At 63.8% G+C, this 18,345-nt stretch carries 15 protein-coding genes; 7 read left to right on the top strand and 8 right to left on the bottom strand.

Going from position 1 to position 18,345, the window contains the following annotated elements:
* Positions 1 to 25: 25 nt before the first annotated feature.
* Positions 26 to 2,245 carry a S9 family peptidase gene (locus AC6JA3_RS05125; RefSeq protein ID WP_026546478.1) on the top strand — a complete coding sequence of 740 codons (2,220 nt, stop codon included), beginning with the start codon at positions 26 to 28 and terminating at the stop codon, positions 2,243 to 2,245.
* A gap of 12 nt (positions 2,246 to 2,257) precedes the next feature.
* Here AC6JA3_RS05125 and AC6JA3_RS05120 read toward each other — a convergent pair whose 3' ends face one another.
* Together AC6JA3_RS05120 and AC6JA3_RS05115 are read right to left on the bottom strand one after the other, a co-directional pair.
* Positions 2,258 to 3,067, bottom strand: a complete 810-nt coding sequence (locus AC6JA3_RS05120) for a class I SAM-dependent methyltransferase (protein ID WP_347782744.1) — start codon at positions 3,065 to 3,067, stop codon at positions 2,258 to 2,260.
* A gap of 19 nt (positions 3,068 to 3,086) precedes the next feature.
* Positions 3,087 to 3,470, bottom strand: coding sequence for a DUF7793 family protein (locus AC6JA3_RS05115; protein WP_026541270.1), 384 nt, complete (start codon positions 3,468 to 3,470; stop codon positions 3,087 to 3,089).
* A 216-nt stretch (positions 3,471 to 3,686) separates the two neighbouring features.
* Here AC6JA3_RS05115 and AC6JA3_RS05110 point away from each other — a divergent pair, with 216 nt between their 5' ends.
* The gene (locus AC6JA3_RS05110; protein WP_347782743.1) at positions 3,687 to 5,324 is read left to right on the top strand and encodes an ATP-binding protein; all 1,638 of its coding nucleotides are present in this window, start codon (positions 3,687 to 3,689) and stop codon (positions 5,322 to 5,324) included.
* A 161-nt stretch (positions 5,325 to 5,485) separates the two neighbouring features.
* Here AC6JA3_RS05110 and AC6JA3_RS05105 read toward each other — a convergent pair whose 3' ends face one another.
* Entirely contained in the window at positions 5,486 to 5,656 is a 171-nt protein-coding gene (locus AC6JA3_RS05105) for a hypothetical protein (protein WP_162150362.1), read from the bottom strand.
* A 107-nt stretch (positions 5,657 to 5,763) separates the two neighbouring features.
* Here AC6JA3_RS05105 and AC6JA3_RS05100 point away from each other — a divergent pair, with 107 nt between their 5' ends.
* Together AC6JA3_RS05100 and AC6JA3_RS05095 are read left to right on the top strand one after the other, a co-directional pair.
* Positions 5,764 to 6,816 carry a hypothetical protein gene (locus tag AC6JA3_RS05100; RefSeq protein WP_347782742.1) on the top strand — a complete coding sequence of 351 codons (1,053 nt, stop codon included), beginning with the start codon at positions 5,764 to 5,766 and terminating at the stop codon, positions 6,814 to 6,816.
* Between the two features lie 2 nt (positions 6,817 to 6,818).
* Positions 6,819 to 8,372, top strand: a complete 1,554-nt coding sequence (locus tag AC6JA3_RS05095; protein WP_081733337.1) for a putative bifunctional diguanylate cyclase/phosphodiesterase — start codon at positions 6,819 to 6,821, stop codon at positions 8,370 to 8,372.
* On the opposite strand, the gene AC6JA3_RS05090 is transcribed toward AC6JA3_RS05095, so the two are convergent.
* The gene (locus tag AC6JA3_RS05090; RefSeq protein ID WP_026541274.1) at positions 8,365 to 8,943 is read right to left on the bottom strand and encodes a GNAT family N-acetyltransferase; all 579 of its coding nucleotides are present in this window, start codon (positions 8,941 to 8,943) and stop codon (positions 8,365 to 8,367) included. The two genes, AC6JA3_RS05095 and AC6JA3_RS05090, sit on opposite strands and share 8 nt — an antisense overlap.
* A gap of 108 nt (positions 8,944 to 9,051) precedes the next feature.
* Between AC6JA3_RS05090 and AC6JA3_RS05085 the strand changes: the two genes are divergently transcribed.
* The 3 genes from AC6JA3_RS05085 to AC6JA3_RS05075 are packed head-to-tail and all read left to right on the top strand — an operon-like array spanning position 9,052 to position 11,508.
* Positions 9,052 to 9,516: a hotdog fold thioesterase gene (locus tag AC6JA3_RS05085; protein WP_347782741.1), complete on the top strand. Its 465-nt coding sequence runs from the start codon at positions 9,052 to 9,054 to the stop codon at positions 9,514 to 9,516.
* Positions 9,517 to 9,525: 9 nt separating this feature from the next.
* Positions 9,526 to 10,875, top strand: a complete 1,350-nt coding sequence (gene paaK / locus AC6JA3_RS05080) for a phenylacetate--CoA ligase PaaK (protein ID WP_091549737.1) — start codon at positions 9,526 to 9,528, stop codon at positions 10,873 to 10,875.
* A 30-nt stretch (positions 10,876 to 10,905) separates the two neighbouring features.
* Positions 10,906 to 11,508, top strand: a complete 603-nt coding sequence (locus AC6JA3_RS05075) for a TetR/AcrR family transcriptional regulator (protein ID WP_026546483.1) — start codon at positions 10,906 to 10,908, stop codon at positions 11,506 to 11,508.
* Positions 11,509 to 12,164: 656 nt separating this feature from the next.
* Here AC6JA3_RS05075 and paaZ read toward each other — a convergent pair.
* The 4 genes from paaZ to AC6JA3_RS05055 form a co-directional block, all read right to left on the bottom strand.
* Complete coding sequence (gene paaZ, locus AC6JA3_RS05070) at positions 12,165 to 14,264, bottom strand: phenylacetic acid degradation bifunctional protein PaaZ (RefSeq protein WP_347782740.1); 2,100 nt, start codon at positions 14,262 to 14,264, stop codon at positions 12,165 to 12,167.
* Between the two features lie 139 nt (positions 14,265 to 14,403).
* Positions 14,404 to 15,420 carry a glycosyltransferase family 2 protein gene (locus tag AC6JA3_RS05065; protein WP_347782739.1) on the bottom strand — a complete coding sequence of 339 codons (1,017 nt, stop codon included), beginning with the start codon at positions 15,418 to 15,420 and terminating at the stop codon, positions 14,404 to 14,406.
* Positions 15,417 to 16,157 (bottom strand): tyrosine-protein phosphatase, encoded by a 741-nt coding sequence (locus AC6JA3_RS05060; protein ID WP_347782738.1) that lies wholly within the window; start codon positions 16,155 to 16,157, stop codon positions 15,417 to 15,419. Before AC6JA3_RS05060 ends, AC6JA3_RS05065 begins: the two co-directional genes overlap by 4 nt.
* Positions 16,158 to 16,798: 641 nt before the next feature.
* Positions 16,799 to 17,686: an SGNH/GDSL hydrolase family protein gene (locus tag AC6JA3_RS05055; RefSeq protein WP_497919931.1), complete on the bottom strand. Its 888-nt coding sequence runs from the start codon at positions 17,684 to 17,686 to the stop codon at positions 16,799 to 16,801.
* Positions 17,687 to 18,345 lie beyond the last annotated feature (659 nt).

The raw sequence follows: 18,345 nt of genomic DNA, 5'->3' as shown, positions 1-18,345 counted from the left end.
CCGGGCCCGTCTATAGAGTGGCCACATGAGCCACACATCTTCGGTCCCTGCCGCTGCTCCGGAATCCACAGCAGTGCCTCCTGTCGCAAAGCGGATCCCCACGCGCCGTGAACACCACGGAGACGTTTTCGTGGACAACTACGAGTGGCTCAGGGACAAGGAATCCGCCGAAGTGGTGGACCTCCTGAAGGCAGAGAACGCCTACCAGGAAGCTGTTACCGCGCACCAGGAGCCCTTGCGTGAGGCCATGTTCCAGGAGATCAAGGGCCGTACCCAGGAAACGGATCTCTCCGTGCCCAGCCGCAAGGACGGCTGGTGGTACTACAGCCGTTCGGTGGAAGGCAAGGAGTACAGCATCCAGTGCCGTGTCCTGGCTTCGAACACCGGAGACCCCGTAGCTGACTGGACACCCCCGTCCGTGGAGCCCGGAGTGGAAATCGACGGCGAGCAGATCCTCCTGGACGGCAACATCGAAGCTGAGGGCCAACCGTTCTTCAGCGTTGGCGGTGCTGCGGTGACAGTGGACGGCAACCTTTACGCCTACGCTGTGGACAACTCAGGCGATGAACGGTTCACCCTGAGGATCAAGGACCTGCGGACAGGCGAACTGCTCCCCGACGTCATTGAGGACATTTTTTACGGGGTGGCCTTCTCCCCCGACGGCACCCGCCTTTTCTACACTGTGGTGGATGATTCGTGGCGGCCATACCAGGTCAAGGCCCACGTTCTCGGTACGCCTGTGGCCGAGGACGAGGTTCTCTACCAGGAGGACGACGTCGCCATGTGGCTGGGCTTCGATCTCTCCGCGGACCGCCGCCACCTGGTGCTCAGCATCGGATGCTCGGAGTTCAGCGAGACGCGGCTGCTCCGCTTCGCCGATTACGACGCCGGCCTCAGCACCGTGATCTCCCGCGACCACCACCTTCTGTACGAGGCCGAGCCCTTCGTCCTGGACGGGAAGGAAACCCTCCTCCTGACCCACAACAAGGACGCCATCAACTCGATGGTCAGCTTGGTGGACCCGGCCGAGCTCAGCAAGCCGCTGGCAGAGCAGGACTGGCGTACCGTCGTCGAACATTCCGACGACGTCCGCGTCAACGGCGCCGGCGTGACGTCCACGCATCTGGTGCTGTCCGTCCGCAAGGACACCATTGAACGGGTCCAGGTCCTGCCACTGGCCGGGCTTGGCACCGGGGCCCAGGGCCGCCCGGTGGAGCCGGCCTTCGACGAGGAGCTCTACACCGCCGGGGTGGCCGGTTCCGACTACGAGGCCCCCGTGATCCGGATGGGATACACGTCCTACTTCACGCCGTCGCGCGTCTACGATTTTGTGCTTCCCACCTCCGAACTGCCCGCGGGCCGGCTCCTCCTCCGCAAGGAAAGCCCCGTACTGGGCGGCTACTCCGCTCAGGACTACGTCGCCACGCGCGAATGGGCAATCGCCGACGACGGCACCCGGGTCCCGCTGTCAGTGCTGCGTCACGCCTCGGTCCGGCAGGATGGCAGGAACGCCGGGCTGGTGTACGGCTATGGCTCCTACGAAATGAGCATGGATCCGGGCTTCGGGGTGGCCCGGCTGTCCCTTCTTGACCGCGGCATCATCATGGTGATCGCCCACATCCGTGGCGGCGGCGAACTTGGCCGCCGATGGTACGAGGACGGCAAGAAGCTCACCAAGAAGAACACCTTCACCGACTTCATTGCCGCAACGGATTGGCTGGCCGGGTCGGGCTGGGTTGACCCGTCGCGCATCGCAGCGATGGGTGGGTCTGCCGGCGGATTGCTCATGGGCGCCGTGGCGAACATGGCTCCGGAAAAATACGCTGCTGTTGTGGCGCAGGTGCCGTTCGTGGATGCCCTCACCACCATCCTGGATCCTGAACTTCCCCTGTCCGCCCTGGAATGGGAGGAGTGGGGCAACCCGATCACGGATCCCGAGGCCTACGCCTACATGAAGTCCTACACTCCGTACGAGAATGTGGCCGCTGCGGCCTATCCCAAGATCGCTGCGGTGACATCCTTCAATGACACCCGTGTGCTGTACGTCGAGCCTGCCAAGTGGGTCCAGGCACTGCGCTCAGTGTCCACGGGTTCGGAACCAATCATCATGAAGATCGAAATGGACGGCGGGCACGGCGGAGCCTCGGGCAGGTACGTGCAGTGGCGTGAGCGGGCCTGGGACTATGCGTTCGTGGCCGACTCCGTGGGAGCCACCGAACTCCTGCCTGGCGCCGGCCTGAGGTAGGAGTTTGTCCTCTTAGGCTCGGCGGGCCCGGAGCAGCGCGAAGTATCCCGGGATCAGGTCCGGGGTGGACGGGCTGCTCAGCGGACGCGTCTCAATGCTCGTGGCGCCCTCCTCGACCAGGGTCCAGTCCGCCGTCGGGAAGGCCTTGCTCCGCTGGGCCGCCCCGAACCGGCCAGGCATTGGCAGCCCCCGAATGGCCCACTCCAAAGGGCCAGGGATGGATTTGCGGGTGGCCCCAAGGTGGCTGACGTAATCCACCGGAGTGCCGGGGAAGTTGGTTTCGGCCAGGAAGACACCGCCGCGCGTCCCGACGACGGGCAACAGGTTCGCAGCGAATGCTGAGCGGCCGTTTCGGTCCAGAACGTGCAGGACCCCACGGATGAAAACGTTCGCATCCCCGGTCCAGCCCGCTGCTTCCAAGGCCGTCGCCACCGTCAGTGCGGCGTCAGGTGCCGTCATGTCGCACACGGCGTAGGACGCCGTCGGGATTCCCGCTGATTCCTGCCGCGCCCGCTCGACGGCGTTTGCGGAGTAGTCAAGCCCCAGCGCATGCGGGAAATGGCCTGCCAGCAGACGGGTGAGGCTGCCATTGCCGCATCCGACGTCCACCACCGGCAAAGAACGGTCCAGCTGCGCCAGTTTGGGGAGGTAGCCGTTGAGTTCGTGGTCGCTGCCCGAATCCCACAAGACATCGCCCGTGGCACCGGTGGAACCAATATCGCCCCAGAACCGGTCCCAGGCAGTGCGGGGATCCTTGGGGGCGGCGGAAGAGAGCCTGATGAGGCGGGGAATCAGCAGGTACTTCTGCAGCGCGCTAAACATCCTCCAAATATAAGTGGCGCTAGGCCTCCACCAGCCACTCCAACGCCTCTGTTTCAGAGGTGAAGAACTTGGTGGGGCACGGGGGCTTCATGATCCCGAGGAAAAAGTTGGCAATGACCCTGTCCACCGGCGAAGAGCCCCAGAGCGCGATCCGGTTTGCCTGGCATGGTTTGGCAAAGACCGAGCGGGCACCGCGGGTCACATCATCGGTGGTGGCCATGTCCACGATCATCGGATGGCGGTCTTCCCCGCAGAGCTCGTTCACCCGGTCCATGGCCCGCTGGGCATCGGATTCCTGGATCCGGGCTCCGCGGGGCCACGTCAGGCGAAGGATGCCCGGTTCCTCAAGCTCCAGGTCGAACGATACGTTCTGGTGATCCTGCGGTGTTGCTGGGTGGTCCACAGTGCTCCTTGCATATTGATCCTGCTGCAAGGGAGGCGGGCGATGCTCCCCTGCTGACATCCTCAAGGCTGTCGAATCCCAAGGGCAATGTAAAGGTATGGCCCAGGACTCATCAGGCACAATGGACGCACAGGCACCTTTGTCCGCAAAGCCGCTGATAGTGTGTTGGCACATCGTGAAACACCGCGAATGAAACGTTGGAACGGAAGGGGCTCAGTGGGCGAGACCGTTGCCGACGTACAGCATGCCCGCTCCGCCCTAGTGGCGGATTCAGACAGGGACCGTTTGGCCGCGACGACGGCCGCCCTTGCCAAAGCGGGATTCAACGTTTCCCATGCCCCGGATGCGGCAGCCTTGGCCGCCCATCTCCAGCACACCACCCCATCGGTAGTGGTGGCTGAGAGCTCGCTGGCCCACGGACTGCGCAACCCCGGGGTTCCCATACTGCTGATCCTTGCCCCGCAGGAATCCCTGGACTTCCAGGAAGTGGAATCCTGGCGCGTGACGGACTACGTCGTCAGTCCCATTCGATCCGGGGAACTGGTCCACCGCGTTGAAACACTGATCGGCCTGGCCGCCGAGCGCTCACGATCCCGCAGCGAGATTGAAGCCTTGCGCGAAAGCCTCAGGAACGTCTCCTCGGCCATCCGGGAAACCAACGATCCCCAGTTGATAGCTGACCATGTAGTGAGTGGATTCGGGGAGGCTCTGGACGTGGACCACGTCTGGTTCGCTACTTTCCGCGATGAACGCGTTCCCAGCATTCGTGCACAGTGGAACCGCCCCGGTCTTTCGATGCTTCCGGCAAGGCTGGGCGAGAGCGAAAACGCCATTGCCGAGGCAGCCAACAGATTGTGGGCCGACGCGGACGTGCTGGCGGTCGAGGACCACCGCGAAGACCCGGACTCCGGCATTGCCAAGGCTCTGCGTGAATGGTCCGGCGAGCTGAAGCCCGTGTCCACGGTCCTGCTCCCCGTGGGTGAGGGCGCGTCCGCTATGGGCATCATCCTGCTCTCCACCGTCCAGGAACGCCATGAGTGGACCCGCCCCGAGATCGCGCTGATGCAGCACGTGGCCGGAAACGTGGCGCACGGGCTCATCCAAGGCCACCTCATCAGCGCCCAACAGCGGGTCCTGCACCAGCTGCGGCAGCTGGACAAGGCAAAGACCGATTTCCTCGCAACGGTCAACCATGAACTCCGGACACCCTTGACCTCCATCACCGCTTACCTGGACATGATCCAGGACGGATCCGGCGGGCCGGTTCCTGACGGAATCAGGAAGATGCTTGAAGTCATCGCCCGGAACTCCACCCGGCTCCGGCGGCTCATTGAGGACATGCTCACGGTGTCCATGCAGGATGGCAGCAACCTGGACCTCAAGCCGGTGGACATCGCCAAACTCCTCCAGGTGGTGGTGGCTACCCTCCGGCCACTGGCCGAATCCCGCCATGTCTCCTTGTCCTTTACCGAGGGGACGGACGACATCGAAGTCACAGCTGACGAGGCCAAGCTGGAACAGGTTTTTACCAACATCGTTGCCAACGCCATCAAGTTCACCCCCGAGGGTGGCCGGGTGGGCATCACCAGTTCGGTCTCGGACTCCGAAGGCGGCGGACTGGCGCTGGTGGAGGTCGCGGACAACGGCCTGGGCATCCCCGAGCACGATCTTCCCCACATCTTCACCCGCTTCTACCGGGCCTCCAATGCTACGTCCGCGGCAGTCCCCGGCAGTGGCCTGGGACTGGCGATAGCGCACGACATCATCAGCCGGCACATGGGCCGCATGTTCCTGGATTCCACCCTGGGGTCCGGAACCACGGTGTCCGTGGAGCTGCCCGTGGGCGGTCCGTAATCACCCGCCCCGCGCTGTGACAGCCCTGTCAACGCGGGGCCGGCGCTAGTGCGCTGTGGTCACTAATGCTCGACATACTGCGAAACAAAAACTGATGCCCCGGGCAGCAGCCCGGGGCATCAATTGACGTTATTTGGCCTTGAGAGGCTCTCCCCCAATGTTTAGTTTGGCCACCAACCGATGCTTGTTGTGCTCGTCTTGGTGGTGGTGATGCTGTTCGGCCACCAGCCGATTGCCGTGCTGTCCTGCGAAGGCTCGGCATTAGCCGGGGCAGCGAATCCCGTTACTGCCAGAACCGCCGCCATGAGCAGGGTTGCCGCAAATTTTTTCATCCGCTATGCCCTTTCGTACTGATGCGAATTTGTTGTCTGTGACTTGAATAAAGTCACGCTGCAAACTATACGAGCTTTTCTTCCACAATGACATGGATAATGGGCACATGCAAAGTCCGCACCTCGCCTCCCACCTCGTTGCCGGTCTCACGGCACGCGCCAAATGGAAGGAACGGGACTTCGACGAGGCCTACCGCCTTGCCGGAGACGCTGCAGGGCTGGCCACCATCGCCGGAGATGACGAGTCCTGGTGGAACATGCGGTATCTGCAGGCAGAGTGCCTCCGCGACCAGGGCCGGATCGATGAATACCTCAACGTCGCCCTGGAACTGAACGACCACGCCCTGACCGCGTCCTCGCCCGAGCTTGGAGCCAAGGCTGGAACCATGGTTGCCGTGGCTTTCCAAGGGCTGGGCAGGCTCCCCGAAGCTGCCACCATGGCTGCTGATGCGGCGAAACTCGCGGCCAGGGACCCCGAATTGCTGTACGTCCAAATCCTGGCCCAGCGTGCCCTGATCGCGGCGTTGGCCGAGAGCCGGCTCCTGGACGATGCCTGGCGCGAATCCCTGGTTCTGGAAACCCTGCTGACCGACGACGTCGATGAAGACACCGCCGGCAAGGGCTACTGGGTGATCGGCAATGTGGCATTCCTGGTCAATCGCGTTGCCGACGGCGGCCGATATCACGACCTCGCGGCCGAAAGGCTGTCGCCGTCCAAAGACGTTGATTTGTGGGCTCGATTCAACCGGGCTTCAGCGGAAATGCGCCTTCAGGCCAAACTCAGTGACGCCGCAACCCTTCGCTGCATTGAAAGGGCTGAGCTGGCAACGGACATTGTGGGCGGCTCCGAGCGGGACCAGCTGGAAATGTCGCTGGTCCGCGCCCACTGGTATTTCCTTGGCGGCGATATTCTGCAGGCCATCGCCATCCTTGAACCCTTGTGCGCCCGGTCTTCCATTCTGGCAACGCAAACCTCGGCGGAAGCACATTTCCTTTTGGCAAAGACACTGCTCGCCTCCGGTCGACGGGAGGATGCGTTGGCTGCGTTCGAGGAAGCCGCCACTTTGTTCGAGCAGGCAGCGTTGCCTGACCGCAGCGCGGCCGTCAGGGAGTACCGTCGTCATAGCGACGAGCAACGAGGCGGGCCACACGGGGAGTGAGCATGTCCGAAGGAAAGATGTACTCCGGCAACGACCCGCGCCTGGGACTCCTCCTGGAAGGCATCGTCAAGCTGGCAGCCGGTGACCTCCACACGAGGATCGAAGTCTCAAACGCACGCGACGAAATCGACGCCGTGATCATGGGTACCAACCTCCTGGCTGAGGACCTGCAGATCGTTTACGAGGAACTGGAGCAGCGGGTCCAGGCGCGCACCCGGCAGCTCAACGAAGCCCACTTGGCGATGCAGCACATGGCCATGACGGATCCCCTGACCGGCTTGAACAACCGATCAGCTTTTGCCACGGCGCTTAGCGAAGCACAGGCACGCGGTGTTGAGAGCGGCCTCAAAGCAGCCATCCTCCTCCTGGATATGGACGGCTTCAAAACAATCAACGACTCCCTGGGGCACACCATTGGGGACAAGGTCCTGGAAACGGTGGCCACCAGGATCACCGGGGCCGTCCGCGAGCAGGACATGGTGGCCCGCATGGGCGGGGACGAGTTCGCCGTGCTTATTCCCGACGTCACCCCGGCCGCAGCGGCATCCATTGGCAACCGGATCCTCGCTGCCGTCATAGGCCCCATGGAGATTGAAGGGCAACACCTGCGTTGTGGGGCCAGCATGGGCCTGCGGATGGCGGACCCCGGGCACCGCGCCGAGGAATTGATGATGGAAGCGGACATCGCCATGTACGAGTCCAAGGCTGATGGTCGCGGCAAACTCAAGGTGTTCGAGCCAGCCATGCTGCATGCCCGGCAAATGCGGAACCAGTTGGTGGGTGAGCTCAAAGAGGCAATCACCGGCTCGCAACTGGTGCTGTTCTACCAACCCATCATCCGGCTTGATACCCGCGAAATCGAAGGTGTGGAAGCGTTGGTCCGCTGGAACCACCCCACCCGTGGGCTCATCATGCCGGACGAGTTCATTCCCATTGCCGAGGAAACGGGAATGATTTCCGACCTGGGCGGCTGGGTGCTCCGCACCGCCGTCGAGCAATTGAAGCAATGGCGTACCGACCCCCTCACGGCGGGTCACAACTTCAGCATGCGCATCAACGTTTCAGCGGCGGACCTACAGCGGCTGGAGTTCATCGAAGACGTCCGCGAGGCATTGGCGTCGGCTGATCTGGACCCGTCGCTGCTGGTCCTGGAGCTTACCGAGAGCGCGGTCATCCAAGGCAATGACCTCGACCGCTACACGCTCAACAGCCTGCGCCGGCTGGGGGTGGGATTGGAAATCGACGATTTCGGCACCGGTTACTCCTCCATCAGCTACCTGCGCCAGCTCCCAGTGGATACGGTCAAAGTGGACCGGACCCTGCTCTCGGCGCTGGGCAGCGACCCGTCCCAGCCCGCGCTGCTGGCCGCCGTGCTGCAGTTGATCCGCGCCTGTGGCCTCGCTGCAGTGTGGGAAGGCGTCGAGACTGCCGACCAGGCCGAGTATCTCCTCAGCATCGGGTGCACCAGCGGCCAGGGGTACTACTTCAGCCGGCCCTTGCCCGAGGCGCAGCTGACCGAGCAGCTGAAGCACCACAAGACCTGGCCCGTCAGTTGATGGTCCGGGTCCAGGGGTGGTGCCGGGTGCGCCATTCGGAGTCGAGAATCGCGTAGATATTCTCCGTTGCCCACTGGCCCTTGTAGTGCCAGTTATCCACCAGCGTGGCTTCAAGCCGCATGCCCAGGCGCGTGGCAATCCCGGCCGATCCTTCGTTGAGGGCGTCCAGTTTGGCGTCGACGCGGTGGAATGACAGCGTTTCGAAGGCAAGCCGCAGTACGGCTTCCGCTGCCTCTGTGGCGAAGCCGTGGCCCTGGGCATCCGGGTGGAGAATCCAGCCAACCTCGGCTTGCCCGGTCCCTTCGAGCCATTTCAGCACTACCTCGCCAAGGAGGCCAGGCTGGTCCTTCCGCTCGATGGCCAGGCACACCCAGTCGCCTTCCTGCTTGAACTCGAAGTTCGCGTAGCGGCCCAGGACTTCCATGGCCTTGGTCTTGCTCAGTTCGTTGCGGAAAAGGAAGCGGGCCGTTTCGGGAAGGGACTGGTAGCCGTGGAATCTCTCAAGGTCCTCGGCGTCGAAACGGCGCAGAATGAGTCGGTCTGTGATGATGGGGAGCTCAATTTCGGGCATGTCTTCGAGGCTACTAGGTGGGAGCAGATACTGGTCCAGTCTTGACACGTGGCGCGATCTGGGATTACCTAATGAACATTCGGTAAATAAAGCTGGAGGCAATGACGCATGGTTGAAACAACCCTCTCCGGTGCTTCGCACCACATCCTGACGAACGACTACGCGTCAGAATGGATGGGCATCGAGGTCCTCAAGCTCGACGACGGCCACGCCACCATCCGCATGCACCTCCGCCAGGAAATGCTCAACGGATTCGGAATGGCCCACGGCGGAATGATCTTCGCCTTCGGTGACACAGCCTTCGCCCTGGCCTGCAACCCGGCCAACCCCACGCCCCAGCAAGCCGCCAACATCACGGTGGCGTCCGGCGTCGACATCAACTTCATCAAGCCGGCATTCCAAGGCCAGGTGATCACCGCCGTCGCAAACCGCCGCGCGAGCACCGGCCGAAGCGGCCTCTACGACATCCAGATCTATGCGGCCTCGCCCGACGCCCCCTCCACCACCGACACCCAGCCCGGGGAGCTCATTGCCGAGTTCCGTGGCCGCAGCCGCACCATCTCCAAGAAGTAGGAAAATCCCATGACGCAGAACACCGTGGCCGCACCCGCAGCTTCCCCCACCAAGGCAACTGACGCCGTGCTGGACCGTGAAGAGACCATCTCCCGCGACGAACTCGAGGCCCTCCAACTCACCCGCCTCCAGCACACCGTGGCCTACGCCTACGATCGCGTGCCGTTGTACAAGCGCAAGTTCGACGACGCCGGCGTGCACCCCACCGACCTCCGCGAACTCAGCGACCTCGGCAAGTTCCCTTACACCACCAAGGAAGACCTGCGCCTGGAATACCCGTTCGGGATGTTCGCCGTCCCGCAGGACCAGGTGGCACGCATCCACGCGAGCTCCGGCACCACCGGCCGCCCCACCGTGGTTGGCTACACCAAACAGGACCTCGCCAACTGGGCAACCCTGGTGGCCCGCTCCTTCCGCGCCTCCGGCATCCGCCCCGGCATGAAGGTCCACAACGCCTACGGCTACGGGCTCTTCACCGGCGGTCTCGGCGCGCACGCCGGCGCTGAAGCGCTGGGCTGCACCGTCATCCCCATGTCAGGCGGACAAACCGAACGCCAGATCCAGCTCATCCAGGACTTCAAACCGGACGCCATCCTGGCCACGCCCACCTACCTGCTGACCATCGCCGACGCCATGGCAAAACAAGGCATCGACCCCACATCCACTTCACTCAAATACGCTGTTCTCGGCGCCGAGCCGTGGACCGAGGAAATGCGCCACGAGCTCGAAGTCACCATGAACATCAAGGCCTCCGACATCTACGGGCTCTCCGAGGTCATGGGGCCGGGCGTCGCCGGCGAAGCTGTTGAAACGCAGGACGGCTGCCACATCTGGGAAGACCACTTCCGGCCCGAAATCATCGACCCCTTCGATCACTCCACAGTCCTGGGCGACGGCGAACCCGGCGAGCTCGTCTTCACGTCCCTCACCAAGGAAGCGCTCCCGATCATCCGGTACCGCACCAAGGACCTCACCCGCCTGCTCCCGGGCACCGCGCGCCCGGCACACCGCCGCATGGGCCGCATCACGGGCCGCAGCGACGACATGATCATCCTGCGCGGCGTGAACCTGTTCCCGTCCCAGATCGAGGAAATCGCCCTCCGCATCCCCGAACTCAGCCCGCACTTCCAGCTCGAAATCACCCGCCCCGAGGGCAAGCGCATGGATTCGCTGACGGTCCGGATCGAGCGGCGTGAGGCAGTGTCCCCCGAATCAAGCACGACGGCGGCCCACACCTTGCGGGAGCAGATCAAGATTCATGTCGGGTCATCGTGCGTAGTAGACGTGGTGGAGCCGGGCTCCCTTGAGCGGTCCAACGGGAAGCTCCGCCGCATCTACGACCTGCGCCCCAAGGGCTGACCATCCCTGAGATCGTGAGAAAATGCCAGCATGCCTACTGAGACCACCACCAAGCGCGGACGGCCCGGTTACGACCAGCAGTCGGTGCTCCGCATCGCCGTCGACGTCTTCAACCGCCACGGGTACGACGCAACGTCCATGGGCATCCTGGCTGAAAACCTCGGGATCTCGAAGTCAGCCATTTACCACCACGTGCCGTCCAAGGGCGATCTGCTGAAGCTCGCCCTGGACCACGCGTTGGGCGGCCTGGAAGCCATTCTCGAGGAACCCTCGGCTACCTCCGGACCCGCAGATGCGCGCCTGGAGTTCGTCCTGCGGCAAACCATCGCCGTGCTGGTGGATCGCCTCCCGTTCGTGACCCTGCTGCTGCGTTTGCGGGGAAACACGGAGATCGAGCGCGATGCCCTGGAACGGCGCCGTGCGTTCGACCACAAGGTAGCTGCCCTGATTTCCGCCGCCCGCGAGGACGGGTCCCTGCGCCAGGACATCGATCCCCGTACCGTGACGCGCTTGTTGTTCGGCACCATCAACTCGATCGTGGAGTGGTACAAGCCCGGCGGCTCGCTGTCGCCGGAGAAGCTGGCAGACGACGTCATCACCATGGCCTTCGAGGGCCTCCACACGGCCTCCTGACGGCCGCGCACGCTTGGGCGTGACCCTCTTCCACATCCCCCGGGCTTGGGCGTGACCCTCTTCCACATCCCCCACGCTTGAGCGTGACCCTCTTCCACATCCCCCGGGCTTGGGCGTGACCCTCTTCCACATCCCCCACGCTTGGGCGTGACCCTCTTCCACATCCCCCACGCTTGGGCGTGACCCTCTTCCACATCCCCCACGCTTGGGCGTGACCCTCTTCCACATCCCCCGGGCTTGGGCGTGACCCTCTTCCACATCCCCCGGGCTTGAGCGTGACCCTCTTCCACATCCCCCACGCTTGAGCGTGACCCCCTTCCCCTTCCACCTCCCCCGGGCTTGAACCAAACCCTCTTCCACATCCCCCAAGGTGGCGGGCGTGGCGAAGCCAGGTGCCGTCGTCGTCGTGTTGTTCCTCCTGACTACCTTCAGGCGGAACGACGAAACGCCTTTCCCCACTGAAGGGGAAAGGCGTTTTGTCGTTGCTGCAAGAGGGACCGGCCAACCCGGAGGGATGTGATAGATGGACCGGCCCAAACCCCGGGGGATGTGATAGAGCGTCCCGCTCAAGCCCGAGGGATGTGATGGAGCGTCCCGCTCAAGTCCACGGGACGTGAGAGAGCGATCCCCCACACCCCGCGGGACGTGATAGAGGGTTACTTCTCCACGAGGGTGAGGACGTCGTACGTGGCCACGATTTCCTCGTTCTGGTTGGTCAGGACGGCATCCCAGGCCACCTCGCCGTACTCATCAGTCTCACGAGGCGTGATCTTCTTGGCCGTCAGGGTGACCCGGATGGAGTCGCCCGCAGCCACGGGGGTGATGAAGCGCAGGTTCTCCAAGCCGTAGTTGGCCAGCACGGGGCCCGGAGCCGGCTCCACGAAGAGCCCGGCAGCCCAGCTCAGCAGCAAATAGCCGTGGGCCACGATGCCCGGGAAGAACGGGTTGGCTTCGGCTGCTTCCTGGTTGGTGTGGGCGTAGAAGGTGTCGCCGGTGGAGTTGGCGAAGGCTGTGATGTCCTCGAGCTTCACCTCGCGCAGCCCGGAGCGAACGGCATCACCGATCCGCAGGGTGGCCAACGACTTCCGGAACGGGTGCTCGCCTTCGGTTTCCACCGTGAAGTTGCGGTCGGCGCCGGTGTGCCACTGGCCCGTGACGGCAGTCAGCATGTTCGGCGAACCCTGGATGGCGGTGCGCTGCATGTGGTGCAGCACGGAGCGGATGCCACCCAGCTCCTCGCCGCCTCCGGCCCGGCCGGGTCCGCCGTGAACCAGGTGCGGCACCGGGGAACCGTGACCGGTGGAGGAGCGGGCATCTTCCCGGTTGAGCATGTGCACGCGGCCGTGGTGGGCGGCAATGCCAAGCACGAGCTCCTGGGCAACTGAAGGATCGTTGGTGCATACCGAGGCCACCAGGGAACCGGAGCCGCGGGCTGCGAGGCGGACTGCGTCGGCCAGATCCGAGTAACCAATCACGGAGGAAACCGGGCCAAAGGCTTCGAGCGAGTGGACTTCTTCGGCTTCGGCGTTGGACCAGCTCAGGAGCACCGGCGACATGAACGCGCCGTCCTCAACCACACCCACGGTCCCGCCGACGGAGGTGACCGACGGCCTGTCCAGAGATCCGTACGCAAGTTCCCCGCCGGCGTCGAGCATTGACTGCACTGCAGCGCGGACATCCGCGAGTTGCTCCAGGGATGCAAGCGCACCCATGGTGACGCCCTCGGCGCGGGGGTCACCTACGACGACGCGCTCGTTGATGCGGGCTCCGACGGCGGCAGCAACGTCTGCGGTCAGGGCCTGCGGAACGATGATGCGGCGGATGGCGGTGCACTTCTGGCCGGCCTTGACGGTCATTTCTGTGACCACGGCTTTGACGAAGGCGTCGAACTCGGGCGTACCGGGAACAGCATCTGGCCCCAGAATCGCGGCGTTCAGGGAGTCGGTCTCAGAGGTGAACCGGACGCCGCCCTGAACCACGTTCCGGTGGCCCTTCAGCGAGTTCGCCGTGGACGCCGAGCCTGTGAAGGATACGAGGTCGCGGTAGTCGAGTTCGTCCAGGATGGTCCGCGCGGAACCGGAGATCAATTGGAGGGAACCGGCGGGGAGGATGCCCGATTCCACCATGGCTTTGACGGCGGCGGCGGCAACATAACCGGTAGGCGTGGCGGGCTTCACGATGGTGGGGACGCCGGCGAGGAACGCGGGCGCGAACTTCTCCAGCATGCCCCACACGGGGAAGTTGAATGCGTTGATCTGCACGGCAACGCCCGGAATGCGGGTGTAAATGTGCTCGCCGGCGAACGAACCGTCCTTGGAGAGCACCTCCATGGGGCCGTCCACCACCACCTGCGAGTTGGGCAGTTCACGGCGGCCCTTGGAGCCGAACGTGAAGAGCACGCCGATGCCGCCGTCGATGTCGATCATGTTGTCGATCTTGGTGGCACCGCTCTGCGACGAGGATTCGTAGAGTTCCTGGCGCCGCCCGTTGAGGTACTGGGCAAGCTCCTTGAGCTTGAGGGCACGCTGGTGGAAGGTCAGCTTCCCGAGTTCGGTTTGGCCCGTGGCCCGCCCGTAATTTACGACGGCGGCGAGGTCCAGACCGTCGGTGCTCACGTTGGCCAGGACTTCTCCGGTGCTGGCATCGCGGACCGGGACTTTCCTGGCGTCAGGGGCCGGCGTCCACCAGGCATCCTGAACGTAACTGGGCACGGTTGCAACGGCTGTGGTTTCCGGGGCGACTGCTGTAGTGGTCATCGTCGACGGGTCCTTCCAAGGCACGTGAAAGCGGCACGGTCCCTGCTGACTGGAGCCAACATTACTGACCGGCCGTTCGGTAATATATACAGGGTACATGAATGCCCGGAAGAGTACAGCAGGTATTTCGTGAGGGACCTTAGCTCCGGCCGCCCAGCTTCTTCGCCAGCAACAACGGCTTCTTCAGGAACTCCCCCACGCTCGTCCGCGAAATGACAGTCTGGTTCAAGGCATCGAGCCGCTCCAGCACATGGTCCAGCTTGGCCCCGGTCTCGTCGAGGCGACGCTGCTGGTCCCGGATCAGCTCCTCCTGCTCAGCCAGGACGCGGGTCAGGTACAACATCCCGCCCAGCCCACCCTGGGCAACACCATCCCGGAGATGCTGGTCGCGGACCAAGGCATCGTAGCGGGCGTGCTCCGCGGCCTTTGCGAAAATACTGTTGCCGTCATGCCCCTGGGATTCGGGGCGCTGTGACCAAAACGCAAGGGGTTCGCCGTCGAGGAAGCCGACACGCGAGTGGCTAAGGACGCGCAAGTGGAACTCCCAGTCGCCCACCACGGGTAGGTCTTCGTTGTAGTAGCCCACGGCGTCGTGCAGTTCCCGGCGGTACAGGAAGGAAATGGGAACGGCCCGGTTGATTTTCAACATGTCCGCAAGGGTGATCTGCTGCATGTCCGCCCAGAAGATCTCCCGGCGGATCGGCTCAATGCGATCCCCCTTCAGCTCCTCAATGACGATCTCGGTGCGGACCATCACACCGCTTTCGCCCCCATGGGAAGGCTCATCCAGGTACGCCACAGTGCTTTCGAGGAAGTTCGGAGCCCAAAAATCGTCGTCGTCGTGGATCACAATGAACTCCCCGGATCCGGCTTTGATTCCCGCATTCGACGCCGCCTCCATGCCAACGGATGCGGAATGGTGAAGCGTGGTGATGCGCTTCCGCTCGTCATCCGCCCGCTGGGCGGTGAGATGGTCGACGTCGGCCGGGTTGCCGCCGTCGTTCACAATCACCAACTCGAAATCCTGGAACGTCTGGGCGAAGATGTCATCCAGTGCCCTGGCCAGGAAGATTGGGCGGTTCTTGGTTCGGGTCACGATGGTGACGCGGGCACCGGCGTTCATGGCGGGTCCATTCCGTTGGGAAAGTGTGATCAATCCTGCATGTTAGCAGCGGCGATGGCCCCGGAACCGAGCTTGGACTTCAACGCGCCCACCTCGTGTTCCGAGACGCCGTTGGCCTTCAGGAATTCCAGGACATCCAGCCCTTCGAGGAACCTGAGCAGGCCCGCCCTCTTCTGTTCCAGGATGGCCTCGAGCTCGTCCTCAGGAAGGTACGGATCATGGGCATGCGGGGCTCCGTGCGTGCGATGCCGCTCATTGATTCCCCTGGCTGCGAGCTCATAGCCCCGCACAATGGCCTCATCGCTCATACCCGCAAGCCGCTGCAGCATCAGCGCGATCACCCCGCTGCGATCCCGCCCCGCCGAGCAATGGACCACCACTTTGCCGGGCGAGGCCGCGATGGCATTGAAGACCGGGGCGATCCTGTCCGCGAACAGGTCCACGTAGTCGCCATACTGCGCCGGGTCCTTCAGATACGGGCCGAACAGCTCGCTGAAGCGGCGATGGTCCGGATCCTCCGTAGGGCAATGTACGACGTCGATACGCGCCTTCACGTCTTCGGACACCTCAGGATCGGTGTCGCGTTGGTGACGTTCGCGGTCGGCACGGAGATCGATCACGGTGCGGACGCCGTCGTCGTACATCTGCTGCCAACCGGCCTGGGTGACCCACTCGTGCCGGCCCATCCTGTAGACATCGCCGGCAATCCGCCACGCATTCACGGCGCCGTCCCAGTGGACGCTTTGTTGAGCTTCAGGTGTCCCCTCCATAGGAGCCAGCTAAGCACATGCGCGGGTGGGCGCGTGAGTGGTGGGGCGCGCCGAGGGGTTAGCTCTCACTCCTCCTGACCGCCGAGGGGTTAGCTCTCACCCCTCCTGGTCGCCGAGGGGTTAGCTCTCGGCACATCGAGGCCCGCCGAGGGGTCAGCTCTCGGCACATCGAGGCCCGCCGAGGGGTCAGCTCTCGGCACATCGAGGCGCACCGAGGGGTTAGCTCTCACCCCTCCTGGCCGCCGAGGGGTTAGCTCTCGGCACTTTGAGGCCCGCGAGGGGTTAGCTCTCACCCCTCCTGGCCGCCGAGGGGTTAGCTCTCGGCACTTTGAGGCCCGCCGAGGGGTCAGCTCTCGGCACTTTGAGGCCCGCCGAGGGGTCAGCTCTCGGCACATCGAGGCCCGCCGAGGGGTCAGCTCTCGGCACATCGAGGCCCGCCGAGGGGTCAGCTCTCGGCACATCGAGGCCCGCCGAGGGGTCAGCTCTCGGCACATCGAGGCCCGCCGAGGGGTCAGCTCTCGGCACATCGAGGGCCGCCGAGGGGTCAGCTCTCGGCACTTTGAGGCCCGCGAGGGGTTAGCTCTCGGCCCTTTCAAGCTCGCATACTGCCGAGAGCCCGCCCCTCGGCGAACGGGTTGGTCTTACCGCTTCGCGAGTTGGGCGGGTTTGACCGTCGAGACCAATGCCGCGGCGTATGCCTGGTGCCCGGCGACATTCGGATGGAAGTTGGCGTCAGGGAGCGGCAGCCGGAAGTCCAGCACTATCCATGGATCCAAGGAATTCGCTGCATGCCCGGCGAACCTCTTGGTAACGTCAACAAACTTGGCGTTGGTCCGGCTGTCAGCAACCGCCTTGGCGATGGTTTGGTTGAGGGCGTCGATGGCTTGGTTGACCTTTGCCTGGTTCTCGACGGGACTAACCGGCACCCCATTGACCGGGTCAAAGAGCCGCGGGTAGCCCATCACAGCAATGGTTGCCTGCGGGGCTGATGCCTGGATGGTCTGGTAGATACCCTCGAGGCCGGCTTCGAGCACCGGGAGGTTGGCGATGATCGCATTAACGGTCCCTGCGCAACCCGCAGTATCCGGCGACGCGCAGGCCTGGAGCGCCAGAAGGCTCCCAGCATCTATGGCCCCGGCAGTGATGCTCACTAGTTCTGCGTTGTGGAGTGCGGTCTGGCCCAGTGCGATCTGCTCCAGAACCGTTGGTGCGCCGTTATAGAAGGGACTCGGAAATTCCGGATCAAAGGTCAGCAGTGCCCCGTGGCAGGCGAAGTTGGCCAGTAGATTGACCCGGCCAGTATCAGCAACCACGTCCACATAGCCAGGGTGGCTCTGCCAGCAAGGCGTGTCCCTGTACAGGCCACCAGCTCCCGTGCCTGCAGTGTAAGAATCGCCAAGGGCCACATAGTCAACGGATGGCGGCGGAGCCGCGGTGGCCGGACTCCCCACGAACCCCAGCGAAAGTCCCAGGACAGCGAGCCCGCCCGCCAAAGCAGCCAGCCGTCGTCGTGCTTGATGAGTTGCCATGACGTTCCCCTTCATAATGCTCAAATGGGGCTCCGGCACTCCGAAAGTGCGGAGGTCACGGCTCGCCCCACCATTCGGCCGCATACCGGGGCAATGTGTGGCCAGCGTACGCCTGCGGGAGAGCTGCGAACAGACCTCCCTGGCCGCCGAGGGGTTAGATCCCGGCACAATCCCCTACCCCATAAAGGCGAGAGCTCACCCCTCAGCGCAGGTAAAGGGCGAGAGCTCACCCCTCAGCGCACGTAAAGGGGCGAGAGCTCACCCCTCGACATACAACCCCCTCCACATGGCCGCCGAGGGGTTAGATCCCGGCACAATCCCCAACCCCATAAAGCCGAGAGCTCACCCCTCAGCGCACGTAAAGGGGCGAGAGCTCACCCCTCGACATACAACCCCCTCCACATGGCCGCCGAGGGGTTAGATCCCGGCACAATCCCCAACCCCATAAAGCCGAGAACTCACCCCTCAGCGCACGTAAAGGGCGAGAGCTCACCCCTCACCGCACACACTCCCCCACCACGCTCGCCGAGGGGTTAGTTCCCGGCACATTAAGCGCCAAGATAAAGCCGAGAGCTCACCCCTCAGCGCACACAAACAGCCGAGAGCTCACCCCTCAGAGCACGTAAAGGGGCGAGAGCTCACCCCTCGGCGGGGTGGCA

The sequence above is a fragment of the Arthrobacter sp. TmtSoilC79 genome, assembly GCF_059739405.1.
Note: the sequence above shows the minus strand (reverse complement) of the source record. Positions and strands in the feature narration are given on the sequence as shown.